The sequence below is a fragment of the Micromonospora sp. NPDC050397 genome, assembly GCF_044901685.1.
Lineage (GTDB): Bacteria > Actinomycetota > Actinomycetes > Mycobacteriales > Micromonosporaceae > Micromonospora_G.
Genome location: NZ_JBJDPS010000003.1, coordinates 204966 through 220968 on the forward strand (window position 1 = coordinate 204966; position 16003 = coordinate 220968).

The 16003-nt window shown below is 72.8% G+C and carries 15 protein-coding genes and 1 tRNA gene; 4 read left to right on the forward strand and 12 right to left on the reverse strand.

Translation table 11 applies throughout. The features are described from left to right. Positions 1 to 46: 46 nt before the first annotated feature. On the reverse strand, positions 47 to 1417 hold the full coding sequence (locus tag ACI2K4_RS11880) for a cystathionine beta-synthase (RefSeq protein WP_404510490.1): 1371 nt from the start codon (positions 1415 to 1417) through the stop codon (positions 47 to 49). A 103-nt stretch (positions 1418 to 1520) separates the two neighbouring features. After that, positions 1521 to 1877 (reverse strand): YkvA family protein, encoded by a 357-nt coding sequence (locus ACI2K4_RS11885; protein WP_404510491.1) that lies wholly within the window; start codon positions 1875 to 1877, stop codon positions 1521 to 1523. A 198-nt stretch (positions 1878 to 2075) separates the two neighbouring features. Here ACI2K4_RS11885 and ACI2K4_RS11890 point away from each other — a divergent pair, with 198 nt between their 5' ends. From ACI2K4_RS11890 to ACI2K4_RS11900, 3 genes are all read left to right on the forward strand, one after another. Beyond that, positions 2076 to 3176, forward strand: a complete 1101-nt coding sequence (locus ACI2K4_RS11890; protein WP_404510492.1) for an SGNH/GDSL hydrolase family protein — start codon at positions 2076 to 2078, stop codon at positions 3174 to 3176. Then, positions 3173 to 4015, forward strand: a complete 843-nt coding sequence (locus ACI2K4_RS11895) for an SGNH/GDSL hydrolase family protein (protein WP_404510493.1) — start codon at positions 3173 to 3175, stop codon at positions 4013 to 4015. The genes ACI2K4_RS11890 and ACI2K4_RS11895 overlap by 4 nt, the downstream gene beginning before the upstream one ends. Positions 4016 to 4208: 193 nt before the next feature. Next, positions 4209 to 5471 carry an acetyl-CoA C-acetyltransferase gene (locus tag ACI2K4_RS11900; RefSeq protein WP_404510494.1) on the forward strand — a complete coding sequence of 421 codons (1263 nt, stop codon included), beginning with the start codon at positions 4209 to 4211 and terminating at the stop codon, positions 5469 to 5471. 218 nt (positions 5472 to 5689) lie between these two features. On the opposite strand, the gene ACI2K4_RS11905 is transcribed toward ACI2K4_RS11900, so the two are convergent. From ACI2K4_RS11905 to ACI2K4_RS11915, 3 genes are all read right to left on the reverse strand, one after another. After that, positions 5690 to 6010 carry a hypothetical protein gene (locus ACI2K4_RS11905; RefSeq protein ID WP_404510495.1) on the reverse strand — a complete coding sequence of 107 codons (321 nt, stop codon included), beginning with the start codon at positions 6008 to 6010 and terminating at the stop codon, positions 5690 to 5692. Positions 6011 to 6249: 239 nt separating this feature from the next. Continuing rightward, a complete protein-coding gene (locus ACI2K4_RS11910; protein ID WP_404510496.1) occupies positions 6250 to 7068 on the reverse strand; it encodes a Bax inhibitor-1/YccA family protein in 819 nt (272 codons plus the stop codon). Between the two features lie 111 nt (positions 7069 to 7179). Further along, positions 7180 to 7263 (reverse strand) — tRNA-Leu (locus ACI2K4_RS11915). A gap of 101 nt (positions 7264 to 7364) precedes the next feature. Between ACI2K4_RS11915 and ACI2K4_RS11920 the strand changes: the two genes are divergently transcribed. Beyond that, a complete protein-coding gene (locus ACI2K4_RS11920) occupies positions 7365 to 9374 on the forward strand; it encodes a hypothetical protein (protein WP_404510497.1) in 2010 nt (669 codons plus the stop codon). 80 nt (positions 9375 to 9454) lie between these two features. Here the strand turns inward: ACI2K4_RS11920 and ACI2K4_RS11925 are convergent, their stop codons facing one another. From ACI2K4_RS11925 to ACI2K4_RS11955, 7 genes are all read right to left on the reverse strand, one after another. Next, positions 9455 to 10780: an NAD(P)/FAD-dependent oxidoreductase gene (locus tag ACI2K4_RS11925; RefSeq protein WP_404510498.1), complete on the reverse strand. Its 1326-nt coding sequence runs from the start codon at positions 10778 to 10780 to the stop codon at positions 9455 to 9457. Between the two features lie 132 nt (positions 10781 to 10912). Next, on the reverse strand, positions 10913 to 11482 hold the full coding sequence (locus tag ACI2K4_RS11930) for a hypothetical protein (RefSeq protein ID WP_404510499.1): 570 nt from the start codon (positions 11480 to 11482) through the stop codon (positions 10913 to 10915). Between the two features lie 37 nt (positions 11483 to 11519). After that, a complete protein-coding gene (locus ACI2K4_RS11935; protein ID WP_404510500.1) occupies positions 11520 to 12932 on the reverse strand; it encodes a DUF58 domain-containing protein in 1413 nt (470 codons plus the stop codon). Next, the gene (locus ACI2K4_RS11940; protein WP_404510501.1) at positions 12929 to 13942 is read right to left on the reverse strand and encodes an AAA family ATPase; all 1014 of its coding nucleotides are present in this window, start codon (positions 13940 to 13942) and stop codon (positions 12929 to 12931) included. Before ACI2K4_RS11940 ends, ACI2K4_RS11935 begins: the two co-directional genes overlap by 4 nt. Then, complete coding sequence (locus ACI2K4_RS11945; RefSeq protein ID WP_404510502.1) at positions 13939 to 14541, reverse strand: hypothetical protein; 603 nt, start codon at positions 14539 to 14541, stop codon at positions 13939 to 13941. Before ACI2K4_RS11945 ends, ACI2K4_RS11940 begins: the two co-directional genes overlap by 4 nt. Next, positions 14538 to 15242: a DUF4129 domain-containing protein gene (locus tag ACI2K4_RS11950; RefSeq protein ID WP_404510503.1), complete on the reverse strand. Its 705-nt coding sequence runs from the start codon at positions 15240 to 15242 to the stop codon at positions 14538 to 14540. The genes ACI2K4_RS11945 and ACI2K4_RS11950 overlap by 4 nt, the downstream gene beginning before the upstream one ends. Positions 15243 to 15275: 33 nt before the next feature. Continuing rightward, complete coding sequence (locus ACI2K4_RS11955; protein WP_404511757.1) at positions 15276 to 15989, reverse strand: uracil-DNA glycosylase; 714 nt, start codon at positions 15987 to 15989, stop codon at positions 15276 to 15278. Positions 15990 to 16003: the final 14 nt, after the last annotated feature.

Consider the following 16003-nt stretch of genomic DNA (forward strand, 5'->3'; position numbering starts at 1 on the left):
CTCGGGGTCAGCGGCTCAGGGTCAGCGGCTCGGGCTCCGGTCCGGGTCAGCGCGCGCCGAGGTGGGCGAGCAGGTCCTGCCGGGTCAGTACGCCCCGGGGCTTGCCGTCGACCAGCACCAGCGCCGCGTCGGACTTCTCCAGCAGGCCGACCGCCTCGCTCACCGGCTGACCGCCACCGATCATCGGCAGCGGCGGCCCCATGTGCCGCTCGATCGTGTCGTGCAGGTGCGCCTGGCCGGTGAAGAGGGCGTCGAGAAGATCCCGCTCGGCGATCGAGCCGGCGACCTCGCCGGTCACCACCGGCGGCTCGGCCTTGAGCACCGGGAGCTGCGAGACGGCGTACTCCCGCATGTAGTCGATGGCGTCCCGGACGGTCTCGGTCGGGTGCATGTGGATCAGCTCCGGCACCCCGCCCGGCTTGCTGCTCAACGCGTCGGCCACGGTCGGCTCCTCGGTCCCGGTCTCCAGGAACCCGTACCGGGCCATCCAGTCGTCGTTGAAGATCTTCGACAGGTAGCCCCGGCCGCCGTCGGGCAGCAACACCACCACCACGTCGTCCGGACCGGCCTGCCGGGCCACCTCCAGCGCGGCCACCACGGCCATCCCGCAGGAGCCGCCGACCAGCAGCCCCTCCTCCCGGGCCAGCCGACGGGTCAGGTCGAACGACGCCTTGTCCGAGACCTCGATGATCTGGTCGGCGACCGTACGGTCGTAGGTGTCCGGCCAGAAGTCCTCGCCCACCCCCTCGACCAGGTACGGCCGACCGGTGCCGCCGGAGTAGACCGAGCCCTCCGGGTCGGCTCCGATGATCTTCACCGCCCCGCCGGAGACCTCCTTGAGGTAACGGCCGATGCCGGAGATGGTGCCGCCGGTGCCCACCCCGGCCACGAAGTGCGTGATCCGCCCCTCGGTCTGCTCCCACAGCTCCGGACCGGTCGTCTCGTAGTGCGAGCGTGGGTTGGCCGGGTTGGCGTACTGGTCGGGCTTCCAGGCGTTCGGGATCTCCCGGGCGAGCCGGTCCGAGACGTTGTAGTACGAGCGCGGGTCCTCGGGGGCCACGTTGGTCGGGCAGACCACCACCTCGGCGCCGTACGCCCGGAGCACGTTGCGCTTGTCCTCGCTGACCTTGTCCGGGCAGACGAAGACGCACTGGTAGCCCTTGAGCTGGGCCACCAGGGCCAGCCCGACACCGGTGTTGCCGCTGGTCGGCTCCACGATCGTGCCGCCGGGCCGGAGCAGCCCGGCCTCCTCGGCCGCCTCGACCATCCGCAGCGCGATCCGGTCCTTGACCGAGCCACCGGGGTTGAAGTACTCCACCTTGGCGAGCACCGTCGCGGTGATGCCGGCGGTGACCTGACGCAACCGCACCAGGGGTGTGTGCCCGATCAGATCAACGACGTTGTCGTAGTAGCGCACCTCGTTGTGCCTTTCCGCATGGGCCCGCCTCGACTCGTGGCCGGGCGGTGGTCCGTGGCTGTAGCAGGTCAGCCCGATGGCTGCGAGGTCAGCCTACGTGCCGTCAGGGCACCACGTGACCGGGGATCACGCTGTCCCGACGGGCCTCCCAGAGCAGGAACCGCTCGGTCTCGGCGAGCACGCTGCCGGCGAGCCAGGTCACCATCAGCGCGTCGTCGGCGAGGCCGAAGACCGCCAGCAGAAGCTCGGGGGCGAAGTCGACCGGGGAGGCCACGTACGCGGTCGCCGCCGCCATCAGGGCCAGTCTGAGGCCGCCGTCGTACTCTCCCCGGGCGGTCGCCCTGATCATCCTGGGCAGCGCGGCCAGCCGCGCTCCCAGCGACGGCCCACCCCGCGACCCGGACGTCAGTGCACGCGCCAGCGCGGCGAACGCCGCGGTCCGCTTCAGTGTCTTTGCCATTGTCCGCACCCTCCTTCCGCCCATGATGCACATGCGGGCAACATCCTCTCCAGCGTGCCAGGAAGGGGTGCTGTCCTACGATTCGCGCGGGAGGAGGCGGCGATTCGCGCGGAGGGAGCCGGAACGACGACAGCGCGGGACGGTCCACCGCGATAGCCTCGAAGGCCGCAGGATGACCGCGTGGGCGGGGGGCGCTTGATGAGTACGGCCGGTTCGGTGGCGCGGGGACGGGCGCCGTGGCACCGCGCGCGCCGGGTCGCGAAACTGACGGTCGTCGGTGCCGGGGTGACCGCGGCGACCACGGCGGCCGCCTGGGGCGTGCTGATCGGCCAGGCCCGCCAGGCCCGACGGGTCATCCCGCTCGCGGAGGCGCCACCGCCGCGCGGCGACGGGGTGTACGGTGCCCGATTCCCGGGCAAACCACTCACCATGGTCATCCTGGGCGACTCCTCGGCGGCCGGGTACGGGGTGCACCGCCCTCGCGAGACACCCGGCGCACTCCTCGCCACCGGCATTTCCCGCAGGCTGCGCCGACCGGTCCGGCTGCACCGGTACGCCGTGGTCGGCAGCCGTTCGGCCGGGCTCGCGCCACAGGTGGAGGCCGCGCTCGAACAGCAGCCGGACCTGGCCGTGATCCTGGTCGGTGGCAACGACGTGACCGCCCGTACGCCGCTCTCGATCGCCGTACGCTATCTGGTCGACGCGGTGCGCGAGTTGCGCGCGGCCGGCGCCCAGGTGGTGGTGGGCACCTGCCCCGACCTGGGCGCGATCCGGCCGATCAAGCCGCCCCTGCGTTGGCTGGCCCGGCGTTGGAGCCGTCAACTCGCGGCGGCGCAGACCGTGGCCGTGGTCGAGGCGGGCGGGGCCACGGTTTCCCTCGGTGACCTGCTCGGCCCCCGGTTCGCCGCCGAACCGGCCAGGATGTTCGCCTGGGACCGGTTCCACCCGTCGGCCGAGGGATACGCGGTCGCGGCGGCGGCGCTGCTGCCCACGGTCCTGATGACGCTCGGCGCGGCCGAGGAGCAGCGTCCGCCGCTCGCCCGACCGGGGGACGTCCGGTCGCTGACCGTCGCCGCGCAGGTGGCTGCCCGCAACGCCGGCACCGAGGTCAGCGGGACGGAGGTGGGCGGTCGCGAGCGCGGCCCGGCCGGGCGCTGGGCGCAGCTCCGGCGGCGCCGGGCCTGGTTCGGCCACCACCAGCGGGCCGAGGAGCCGACCGAACCCGGAGCGACGCCGTCCACAGCCGAGGAGCCGACGGCCCCCGGAGCAACGCCGTCCACAGTGGAGGAGCGAGCATGACAGCCAGCAGGACCGGGCGGCAGCGCGGCGGCGTCGCGGGCCGGATCGGCCGGGCCGCCGCCATGACGCTCATCGCCGGCACGGTCGGCGGTGCGGCACTCCTGGCCGGCGAGGTCGTGCTCGCCCGAAACCGCCGGTACGCCCAACCGGAACTCGGCCTGGCGCTGCGATCCGTGGTCGGACGCGCCGGAGCCCCACCGCTGCGGCTGGTGCTGCTCGGCGACTCGTCCGCCATCGGGGTCGGCGTGAAGCGGGTACGCGACACCGTCGGCGGCCAGCTCGCCTGGCTCCTCTCCGAGGGCGCCGGCACCGGCGGCGGCGTCATGGCGGCCGAGAGCCAGCGGCTGGTGCACCTGTCCAGCGTGGGCGTTTCCGGCTCCCGCACCAGCGACCTGGCCACCCAGGTGGCACGGGCCCTGCTCGGGGAACGCCCGGACGTGGCGGTGATCCTGATCGGGGCGAACGACGTGACGGCGTTGCGGCGTACCGGTGAGACCGCCTCCTATCTCGGCGCGGCCGTGCTCCGGCTGCGCAACGCGGGCGTGGAGGTCGTGGTCGGCACCTGCCCGGACCTCGGCGCGGTACGCGCGATGGCGCCACCGCTGCGCCAGGTCGCGGGGCTGCTCGGCCGACGTACGGCAAAGGCGCAGGCCCGGGCGGTGCTCGAAGCTGGCGGGGTGGCGGTCGACCTGGCCGCCGAGACCGGCCCGGTCTTCCGGGCCGACGCCGGGACGCTCTGCCACGACGGCTTCCATCCCTCCGCCGACGGCTACCGGGTCTGGGCACACGCCCTGCTGCCGGCGGTGGCCGAGGCCGCCTCGGTGACCCGCCAGCACTGACCGGTCCGGCCGGCGCCAGCACTGACCGGTCGGGTCTGCGGTGACATTCAACGGTCCGGTCTCCAGCGGCACCGAACGGTCCGGCGCCGTGGCGGCGGCACTGGACGGACCCGGCGCCGTGGCGGCGGCTTCCGGGATTCGTCACAGCGGTGACGGCTTCCGCAATAAGTTACTCGCCGGTTAAGTTGAAACCATGTCGACCGATCCGTCCCGCACCGCTGTCATCGTCGCCACCGCCCGCTCCCCGATCGGCCGCGCCGGCAAGGGCTCGCTGCGCGACCTGCGCCCGGACGACCTCGCCGCCACCATCGTCGCGGCCGCGCTCGACCAGGTACCGGAACTCGACCCGAAGCAGATCGACGACCTCTACCTCGGCTGCGGTCTGCCCGGCGGAGAGCAGGGCTTCAACATGGGCCGGGTGGTGGCCACCCTGCTCGGCCTCGACACCCTGCCGGCCGCCACCGTCACCCGCTACTGCGCCTCGTCGCTACAGACCACCCGGATGGCCTTCCACGCCATCGCGGCCGGTGAGGGTGAGGTGTTCGTCTCGGCCGGGGTGGAGTGCGTCTCCCGCTTCAGCCGGGGCAGCTCCGACGGCCTGCCGTCCGAGGCACAGGCCCTGGTCGGCGGTGGTTGGCAGAACCCGCGCTTCGCCAAGGCACAGGCCCGGTCGGTGGATCGCGCCCAGGCCGGTGCCGAGCGCTGGACCGACCCCAGGGACGAGGGCGAACTGCCGGACATCTACCTGACCATGGGGCAGACCGCCGAAAATCTGGCCCAGGTGTACGGCGTCACCCGCGCCGACATGGACGAGTTCGGCGTACGCAGCCAGAACCTCGCCGAGCGGGCGATCGCGGCCGGCTTCTGGGCCCGCGAGATCACCCCGGTGACCCTGCCCTCGGGCGAGGTGGTCAGCGCCGACGACGGCCCCCGCCCCGGGGTGACGACGGAGGGGGTGGCCGGGCTCAAGCCGGTCTTCCGCCCCGACGGCCGGATCACCGCCGGCAACTGCTGCCCGCTGAACGACGGCGCGGCGGCCGTCGTGGTGATGAGCGAGCAGCGCGCCCGCGACCTCGGCATCACCCCGCTGGCCCGGATCGTCTCCACCGGGGTCACCGGTCTCTCCCCGGAGATCATGGGGCTCGGGCCGGTGGAGGCGTCGCGGCAGGCGCTGCGCCGGGCCGGCATGACCATCGACGACGTCGACCTGGTCGAGATCAACGAGGCGTTCGCCGCCCAGGTGATCCCGTCGTACCGGGAGTTGGACATCCCGATCGAGAAGCTGAACGTGATGGGCGGCGCGATCGCGGTCGGCCACCCGTTCGGCATGACCGGCGCCCGGATCACCGGCACCCTGATCAATTCACTCCGCTGGCACGACAAGAGCGTCGGGCTGGAGACCATGTGCGTCGGCGGCGGCCAGGGCATGGCCCTGGTCCTGGAACGGCTCGGCTGAACACACCCCGCCTCTCGGCGGCTGAAGCACAGACTGCTGGCGGTTGAGCTGCCCGACCTGACCTGACCCGACCCGGTGCGGTTCGGGCGAAGGCGACTCACAATCGGTGCGACCCCTGCCGAGCACGCCCGAGGTCGTGCGGCTCAGGCGAGCGCGCCCCGAGGTCGTGCGGCTCGGGCAAGCGCGCCCCGAGGTCGTGCGGCTCGGGCAAGCGCGACTCAGAGGGCGCGGCGGGTGGCGGTCACCTCGGTCGCGGTCTCGGCCAGCACCGAGGGAGGCGGGCCGGCGGTGAGCAGGTCCACCGTGACCACCCGAAGCTGATCCGGCAGGGCAAGATCGTTGTCGAGCCGGGGCACCGTACGCCGTGGTTCGCCCTCGGCGTCGGCGGCCAGATTGGCGATCTCCTGGATCAGCCGGTGCAGCAGATCGGCCCGGGAGACGTTGCCGACGGTGGCCGAAGCGGCCCACCGGGGCGCTGCCCAGTGCGCCACCTGACCAACCAAAAGATCGACCGATTGCCGCAACTCGTCCCCACCCATGCCCCGACCCTAACTCCCCTGGTCCCCCGCCCACGCCCCACCCTTCACCCCGTTGATCATGAGATTCCCGCGCCCCACAGGGTCGGAGGGGCGCGACAATTTCATGATCAACGCCCCCCCCGGGGGTGGTGGTGGGTGGTGGGTGGTGAGGGTGGTGAGGGGTGGGAACGGCGGACGCCCGCCCCGTGGTGCTGGGGCGGGCGTCCGGCCGGTCGGTCTGGTGGAGCGACGCGGTGGGGTCAGTCGTCGCCCTGGAAGTAGCTGAGCAGGCGCAGCACCTCGAAGTAGAGCCAGATGAGGCTGACCAGGATGCCGAAGGCGGCGGTCCAGGAGTAACGCTGGGGCAGACCCATGCGTACGCCCTCCTCGACCTCGTGGAAGCTCAGGATGAAGCTGAGCGAGGCGACCACGATGCAGATGAGGCTGAACCCGATCGCGAGCGGTCCACCGCTGCGCAGGCCGGTGTCGAAGCCGAAGAGCGAGAGCACGAGGTTGATCAGGATCACCGCGAACAGGCCGACCATCGCCGCGACGACGCCACGTACGAACTTCGGCGTGGCCCTGATCGCCTTCGCCCGGTAGAGGATCGCCATCAGGAAGAAGACCCCGAACGTGGCGACCACCGCCTGGAGCACGATGCCGTTGTAGAGCGACTCGAACGCCTTGCTCACCGCACCGACGAGCACGCCCTCGACGACGGCGTAGACGATCACGAGCGCCGGGTTGGCCATCCGCGAGAAGCTGATCACGAGGCCGAGCACCAGCCCGACCACCAGTGCGCCGATCCAGGCCAGGCCGAGCAGGGCGTCCGGCACCAGCAGCCACGCGGCGGTGGCGGAGGCGCCCGTGATGCCGAGCAGGGTGACGGTCTTGACGACGACGTCGTCGATGGACATGGGCTGCACCGTGGGGGGTGCGGCCGGGTAGGCTCCCGCCGTGGTCGGGTACGGCTGCCCGTAGCCGGGCTGCCCGTAGGGGCCGGCCGGGGCGTACCCGGCGGCCCGCTCGCGCTCGGCCGCCTGGCCGAGCCGGGCCAGCACCGGGTTGGAAGTCTTCACTTTCAGGCCTCCCTCAGGGGGTCGATACACGGTGAGACCGTGTCGCGCTCAAGGGTAGTGGGTCTTAGCCAACTTTGTAGGATTCAGATGCCCAGATGGTATGGCAAATGCTGGTGCCCGGGGCGGGGGTCGAACCCGCATGCCTTGCGGCAGCCGCTTTTAAGGCGGCCGTGTCTGCCTTTCCACCACCCGGGCGAGCGGCGTACGAGAATGCCCGCACCCTCGTGCCTGTCACGGTAGCGGGTTACCGCCCACCGGGCGCACCCCGCCGGCCGATCGGCATTAGGGTCAAGGCCGTGACCAGCCCAGCCCCCGCAGCGCAGGACACCAGACTTAGCGAGGACACAGCGGACAGCATCTCCGGCGTACCCAGATCCCGGCCGGCCCGGTGGCTCGAAACCGCCCGGCCGTACGCGCCCGATCTGGGGATCGGCCTCCTCTTCCTGCTGTTGGCCGGCTGGCTGACGCACGGCCTGTGGCCGGACCCGGGTGCCCGTACGCTCTCGTTGAACCCCGAGGACCAGGTGCTCTACGAGTGGTTCCTGGCCACCGACGCGCGTGCCCTGCTGGGTGACTTCGGGCTGCTCACCGATCGGCTGAACGTGCCGGACGGGGTGAACCTGATGGCCAACACCACGGTCATCGCGCCGGGTCTGCTCTTCGCCCCGGTCACCCTCGCGTTCGGGGTGGCGACGACGTTCGCGCTGCTGGTCGCCGGCAACCTGGGGGTCACCGCGATCGCCTGGTACCTCCTCTTCCACCGGGTGCTCGGCGCCCGGAGGCTGGCCGCCGCGATCGGCGGTGGCTTCTGCGGCTTCGCCCCCGGGATGATCTCGCAGACCAACAGCCACCTGCACATGACCGCGCTCTGGCTGGTCCCGGTGATCGTCTGGCTGGTCGTACGGCTGCTCCGGGCCGCCGACCCGGGCAGGGTCGCGGTCGCCGTCCCGAAGACGGATGCCGGCACGGCCACCGATCCGGGCACGGATGCGGGCAAGGCCACCGGCCCGGACACGGATACCGGCAAGGCCACCGATCCGGACACCGGCGCCGACCCGGGCACAACCGCCGACCGGGGTACGGGCGCCGACCGGCCGAGGGTGGACCGGCGCCGGATCGTGACGTCGGGGGTGGGGCTGGCGGCGGCGGTGACCGTGCAGGTCTTCGTCGGTGAGGAGGTGCTCTTCCTGACCGCGCTCACGTTGATCATCATGACCGTGGCGTACGCCCTCGCCGACCCGAGTTTGCTCCGGCGGGCGCTACGCGGATTTGCCGGCGGGCTGGCGATCGCGGTCGGGCTGGCCGGGCTGATGCTCGCCTACCCGCTCTGGTTCCAGTTCGCCGGACCGCAGAGCGTGCCGAACGGCATGTTCAGCCCGTACTACTTCTCGGCCGACCTGGCGAGTTGGGGGGCGATCTCCCCGCTCTCGCTCGCCGGCAGCGACGAATCCGCCCGGCTCAGCACCGGCCCGGCCGAGTACAACACCTTCCTCGGCTGGCCCCTGCTGCTGGCCAGCGTCGCCGCCGTGGTCTGGCTGCTCCGGCGCCCGGCACACCGTCCGCTGGTCATCGCGGTCACCGCGAGCGGGCTGCTGATGGCGGCGCTCTCCCTCGGCCCCGACCTGGTGATCAACGGTACCCGGACCAGCGTGCCCGGACCGTACTCGCTGCTGCTCGGCGTACCCGTGGTCGACGGCGCCCTGCCGATGCGCTTCGCGCTGGCGCTGATCCCGCTGGTCGCGACGGTGGTGGTGCTCGCCGTCGACCGGGCACTGCGCGCCGACGGCGCCCGGCTGACCCGGATCCTGGTGCCGGCGCTGGCCGTCGTCGCCCTGCTGCCGATCTTCCCGACGCCGCTGCCGACCGCCGCCCGACCGCCGCTGCCGACGTTCATCAGCGGCGGGCACTGGCGCGACTGCGTCGCCCCGGGCGGGGTGCTGGTGCCGGTGCCACTGCCCACGCCGAAGGAGCCGTGGGCGATGCGCTGGGCGGCGGCCGCGAACAACGAGTTCGGCCTGCCGGAGGGCTTCTTCATTGGGCCGTACGCGGCTCGTGGCAAGGCCTCGATGGGCACGTACAAGCAGCCCACCTCCGCCCTGTTGGCGGAGGTGGCGAAGACCGGGGTGGTGCCCCCGGTCACCGCGGAGCAGCGCCAGCAGGCCCGTGCCGACCTGGCGTTCTGGGACGCCTCCTGCGTGGCGGTGACCGGCGACGCGCCCCATCCGGAGAGCCTGCGCACCACGCTGGAGGACCTGCTCGGCCCCGGCACCCGGGTCGCCGACGCCTGGACCTGGAAGGTCCGCTGACCGCTCAGCGCCCGTTCGTACGTTAGGAAGGGCCCCTTGTTATACAAAAAGCGATAACAAGGGGCCCTTCCTTGCGCGTGTCAGGAGCGGGGGGTGATGCGGGGGGTGGCCTCGACGAACTCTTCGCGGGGGTCGTGGAGTTGCCCCAACGCGACCACCTCGCGGCGCAGGAAGAAGGCGAGCACCCAGTCGACCAGCACCCGGACCTTGCGGTTCAGCGACGGGATCCGCCCCAGGTGGTACGCCCGGTGCATGGCCCAGGCCGGCAGCCCGGTCAGCTTGATGCCGTACACCTGGGCGACGCCCTTGTGCAGGCCGAGACTGGCCACGCTGCCCACGTGCTTGTGCTTGTAGTTCTTCGGCAGCCGACCCCGGATCACCGCGCGGATGTTGTCCGCCATCCGTACGGCCTGACGGACCGCGTGCTGGGCGCTGGGCGAGCAGAAGGCCCCGGGCGGACCGGTCAGGTCCGGTACGGCGGCGCAGTCCCCTGCGCTCCACGCCCCGTCCAGCACCCGGTCCCCGTCGACCACCTGGAGGGTGGGCAGGCAGGTCACCCGACGCCGCTCCTCGCGCGGCAGGTCGGTCTGGTCGAGCACCGGCGACGGCTTGACGCCCGCGGTCCAGACGATCGTGTCGGCCTGGAAGCTGTCCCCGTCGGAGAGCTTGACCACGCCGTCCACGCAGGATTCCAACCGGGTGTCCAGCCGGATGTCCATCTTGCGCTTGAGCAACTGCTGCACGGTGTACGCGCCCATGTCCCGGTCGACCTCGGGCAGGACCCGGAGCGTCGCCTCGACCAGCACCCAGCGCATGTCCTCGGCCGAGAGCTCCGGGTAGTACTTCAACGCGTCCCGGGCCATGTCCTCCATCTCGGCCAGCGCCTCGATGCCGGCGTAGCCGCCACCGACGAAGACGAAGGTCAAGGCGTTGCGCCGGGTGACCGGGTCGGTGGTGGCCGCCGCCACGTCGAGCCGGTCCAGCACGTGGTTGCGCAGGTAGATGGCCTCGCCGATGGTCTTGAAGCCGATCCCCCGCTCGCGCAGGCCGGGGATCGGCAGGGTCCGGGACACCGACCCGGGCGCCACCACGATGTGGTCGTACGTGATCTCCCGGGCGGGGCCGATGATCGGCTGTACGGTCGCCGTCTTTCGATCGTGCTCGACCCGGGTCACCTCACCGGCGACGATCGTGCAGTTGCGCAGCGCCCGCCGCAGCGGCACCACCGCGTGCCGTGGGGAGATGTTGCCCGCGGACGCCTCGGGCAGGAACGGCTGGTAGGTCATGTGCGGCTGGGGGTCGACCACCATCACCTCGGCCTCCCACGAGTGGAGCTTCTTCGACAGACGCAGGGCCGTGTACAACCCGACGTGCCCAGCGCCAACTACGAGGATCCGTTTTTTCACCCTTCTATCTTTCCCCGGGCCGGGAAGTTGTGGGCGGCAGATACCGAGTGTTGTGACCGAGAACGCCAACGTGACCTGGCTGACTCCGCCGCGACTGGGATCGGCGTCACTCCGGCGGGGAGGGCCCCGGCGTCATTCCGGGCGGGGACGCCGTAACAGCCAGCTCAGCAGGAAGGCGGCCAGCACGGCGACCGCGAGGCCGCCGATCGCCGCGACCACGAAGCCGCCCTCGTCCCAGCGCTCACTCAGAGCGATCAGCAGCACGGCCAGCACCGCCGCCGCGAGCACCACCGCCAGCGCGTTCACCACCCAGCGGGCGAGCAGTTCCGGGGCGACCGCCGCGTCGTACGGCAACTGGGCGGCCAGGGCGCAGAGGCTGTGCGTCAGGTAGAGGAAGGCGGCCAGCCCGAGCAGCCGCCACAGCTCGATCGACTCGCCGTAGTAGCTGGTCCGGGCGACCCAGCCGGCGACGGTGAGCAGGGCGGTGACGGTCGGCCAGGCCCGTGCCGGCGCGACCGCCGGCAGGACCGCCGCGAGCAGCAGCAGCACCACCCCGCGACCGGCCAGGATCGGCAGCGGGTACGCGAGCACAAACGCGACCAGCCCGCTGAGGAAGATCGCACAGCGGACCAGCAGCGGGACCAGGGTGGCCCGGGTGATCACGGTGTAGATGGAACGGACCCGTTCGGAGATCGCGTTCATCGGGCCTCCCACGTTCGGGTCGCCGGGATCGGCATCGTCATCGGCCGAGCGCCCTCGGGGCGGAGGCGAGGCGGGCGACGTCCCGCAGGACCAGGTCCAGGCTGCCGGCGCCGGCCCACGGCACCACCGGTACGCCGTGCTCCCGCAACTGCCCGACGGTGTTTTCCCGGTCCAGCCGCCAGAGCCGGTGGGCCACCTCGGACCACTGGCTACGCCTCGGCGGCAGGGTCGAGTCGGGCAGCGTGTCCACCGCCACCACGAACCGGCCGGAGCGGGCCAGCCGGGCCAACATCGCCGCCGAGCGCTCGTCGACCAGCGGGGTGAGCACCACCACGAGCGCGTTCGAGGAGAGCACCTGCGGGCCGAAGACCTGGTCGTACGGCTCGTGGGCCGAGTTCGCGGCGGTGACGTCGAGCAGCCACTCCAGGGCGATCAGGTACTGCCGCCGACCGGTGGCGGGGCGGAGCCGACGGGCGGCCGGGCCGTACTCGAGCAGCGAGACCCGGTCGCCCCGGTGCAGGTAGTGCTCGGCGATCGCGGCGGCGGCCCGGACGGTGGTGTCCAGCACCGACGCGGGGCCCCGTACGCCGCCGGAGCGGCCCGCCTCGGCCAGCACGTCGAGCAGGAGCACCACCTCGGCGTCCCGGTCGGAGAGGGTGGCGGCGACGTGCAGTTGCCGGGCTCGCAGCGAGACCCGCCAGTCGACCCGGCGCAGGCGGTCGCCGGGACCGAAGATCCGTACGCCGGCCAGCTCGCCGCCCTCGCCCGGTCGCCGGGACCGGTGCCCGCCGACCAGGCCGGCGGCCCGTGGCATGGCCTCGTCGGCGTCGAACGGCTCGGTCTTCGGGTAGACCCTGACCGGCTGCGGCTCGACCAGTACCGGCCGGCTGGCCAGCAGCCCGGCGCAGGCGACCGCGCGGATCCCGGCGGGCCCGAACGGGTGCCGCCCCCAGCGCAGGGTGTCGCCGCGCAGCTCCAGGTCGACCGCCTCGCCCGGGGAGAGCGGCAGGGCCAGCGGCCGGTCCACGCCGGCCGGACCGGCGAACCCGGCCTCCGTGATCTTGAACCAGGGCGAGACCCTGGTCCGGACCACGGCCAGGTCGTAACCGGTCCGGTCCGGGTTGCCCACGGTCACCACCCCGGTGAGCGGGCCACCCTCGACCAACGCGCCGTCCTCGGCCGCCACCCGGATCCGGGGCGCCTCGACCGGCTGTCGACGCAGCGCCCACGCGGTGCCGAGCGCGAACGGCGCGGCGAGCACGACCAGGTCGACCCGGCCGAGCAGCACCCCGGCCATCAGCAGCAGGCCGGTGAGCAGCACCGCCCGGCCGAGCGCCCGGGTGGGGGTCCACCACTGCGGCACCGGTTCCACGGCGTCCGCCGCCGCGGCCACCGCGCCTCGGCGCGGGTGCGGTACGGCTGGCCGCAGCACCTCGGGGCGGTCGGTCATACCGCGCGTGCTCCACCGGCGTAGCTGGGCAGGGCGCCGCTGGCCGGGACCGGGGTCCGGTCCAGCACCTCGTGCACGACGAAGGCGGGGTCGACCCGGCGCAGCCACATCTCCGGGCGCAGGGTGATCCGGTGGGCCAGCGCGGGCGCGGCGACCTCCTTGACGTCCTCCGGGATGACGTAGTCGCGCCCGGCGAGCGCGGCCTTCGCGCGGGCCAGCAGCAGCAGCGCGAGCGAGCCCCGGGGCGAGGCACCGACCAGCACCGAGGCGTGGTCCCGGGTGGCGGCGGTCAGCTCGACGATGTACCGGCCGATCGAGTCCTCCACCACCACGTCCTCCAGCGCGGCCTGCATCCCCCGCAACCCGGCGGCGTCGACCACCGGGGTCAGGTCGGCCTCCTCCCGGCGGCGGGACATCCGTCGGCGGAGCACCTCCCACTCCTCCTCCGGGGCCGGGTAGCCGAAGGAGACCCGCAGCAGGAACCGGTCGAGCTGCGCCTCCGGCAGCGGGTAGGTCCCCTCGTACTCGATCGGGTTGGCGGTGGCGAGGACGTGGAAGGGCGGGTCGAGGCGGTAGGTGACGCCCTCGACCGAGACCTGCTTCTCCTGCATCGCCTCCAGCAGTGCCGCCTGGGTCTTCGGCGGGGTCCGGTTGATCTCGTCGGCGAGCAGCAGATTGGTGAAGACCGGCCCGGCCCGGAAGGTGAAGTCGGCGCTGCGCTGGTCGTACAGGAACGAGCCGGTCACGTCCGCGGGGAGCAGGTCCGGGGTGAACTGCAACCGGCGGAAGTCGAGGCCGAGCGCCTGCGCGAACGAACGGGCGGTCAGCGTCTTGCCCAGACCCGGCAGGTCCTCCAGGAGTACGTGACCGCCGGCCAGAATCCCGGCCAGCACCAACTCCAGCGCGTCCCGCTTGCCCACCACCACCGTGCCGACCTGGTCCAGCACTGCCCGGGCCAGTCGGGCCACCTCGAAGACCGGCGTTGCCTGGACCTGGTCGACGTCCTTCATAGCTTCTCCAATTGGGCGACGATCGCCGCGAGGTCGCGCGGCGCGGGCGTCCGCTTCGGTGGGTCGTGCAGGAACTTCCAGACCTGCTCGCCGAGGAGCGCGCGGGCCCGGTCCGGTTCGCCGGCCCGGGTCAGCCCGTGCCGCTGACGCAGTCGCTCGTCGACCAGTTCGGTCAGGTCCGGGTGGACGCCCTGGGCGTACCGGGCCCGCGCGTCGGAGAGGATCAGTTTGCTCTCCCACCGGTCGACCACGCCGCGCAACGCGTCCAGGGCCTCGAAGTTGTACATCCCGTCGTCCTGGCCGGACGGGTGCAGGGGTCGGGGCGTACGCCGGGCGGGAGGCGCCACCTGGCCGGTCGCCCGGCGCAGGAGCAGCAGGGCGAGCCAGCCGGCGAACGCCGCCGGTACGGAGATCCCGAGTCCGAACATCCGGAGACCGACCACGGTGACGGCGGTGAACCCGGCGGCGGTGAGCGCGGTCCAGATCCACCAGCCCAGGCGGAACCGTCGCCGGGGCGCCCTCGGCTCCTCCGGCTCCTCGTGACCGAACGTCCCGCCGGTGGCGAGCAGGTCGTCGATGCTGGCGGTGCGTTCGCTCACGAGACCACCCCGCTGGTCAGTTCGGCGCGCAGCCGCTCCAGCGCCGACCGGGCCTGCGAGCGCATCCGCTCGTCCACGTCGTGGGTGGCGTACCTGGCCTCGCGGTAGACCTGGGCGAACGCGGCCAGCACCTCGGCGCTGACCACGCCGGTGCCGTCCCGGAGCAGCCGGGTCACCAGGTCGGTCGGGGTGTCGCCGACCCGTCGGGGCAGACCGGCGGCAGCCGCCGCCTGTTCGAGCCGGACCCAGCAGGCGATCACCGCCCGGCGCGGATCGGTGTCGGAATCGCTCAGGTCGACCAGCCCCGCGTCGAGGGCGGCCACCACCGCCTCGGCGGTCTGCGCGGCCGAGGCGGGCCTGGCCCCGGGAGGCATCTTTGCCCGGCGCCGCCGCACCAGGTCCCGGAACAACCGGCGCAGCAGCAGTACGGAGGCCGCCAGCAGGGCGAGCGCGGCGAGCCCGATCGCCCCGGCGACCAGCCAACCGGGCACCGTCCACGGGTCGGCCGGGGCCAGTTCCAGCGGGGGTTCGGTCGGGGGCGCCACCGGATGGGTCAGGACGTCTTCCGCCGGCCTGACCTTCTCGGTCTGATCGATCCGGTTGATCCGCAGCGACGAGTGGGCGGTCGAAATCGCCGCCAGGGTGAGCAACAGCGCCACCGCCGCGAGCGGCCACCATCTACGCAGAGCGGAACCGGCCATCCCGCTTACCGCCCCCGAACCGTCGCCTGTGTCTCATTCCAACCCGGCCAGCGCCTTCGCCCGGGTGAATATCTCGTCCAGCATCGCTGGTGTCAACCGCCCGGTGAAGGTGTTTTGCTGGCTGACGTGGTAGCAGCCGAGCAGTTGCGGGGCGCCGCCACCCGACCAGTGTGCCCCATGGCCGAAGGCGGGGCGCGGGCTGGGCGGGCGGACGCCGTACACCTGGCGGAGCACCGGCCACCACGCCGCCCAGGCGAAGGCACCCAGGGCGACCACGACGCGCAACGAGGGTCTGAGCAGTTCCACCTCCCGGTGCAGCCAGGGTGCGCAGGTGTCCCGCTCGACCGGGGTCGGCTTGTTGTCCGGCGGCGCGCAGCGCACCGCGGCGAAGATCCTGGTGTGTCGCAGGGTCAGCCCGTCGTCGGCGGCGACGCTCGTCGGCTGGTTCGCCAGGCCGGCCCGGTGCAGCGCGGCGAAGAGCACGTCGCCCGAGCGGTCACCGGTGAAGATCCGCCCGGTGCGGTTGCCGCCGTGCGCGGCCGGGGCCAGCCCGAGGATGGCGATCGGGGCGTCGGCGACGCCGAACCCGGGAACCGGGCGGCCCCAGTACTCCTGCTCCCGGAACGCGGCCCGACGGGTCGCGGCCACCTCCTCCCGCCACTGCACCAGGCGCGGACAGGCAAAACAGCCGGTCACCGCCGCGTCGAGGTCGGGCAGGTCGCCCGCCCGCGAGGCGCGGGCGAGCACCTGCTCGGCGGTAC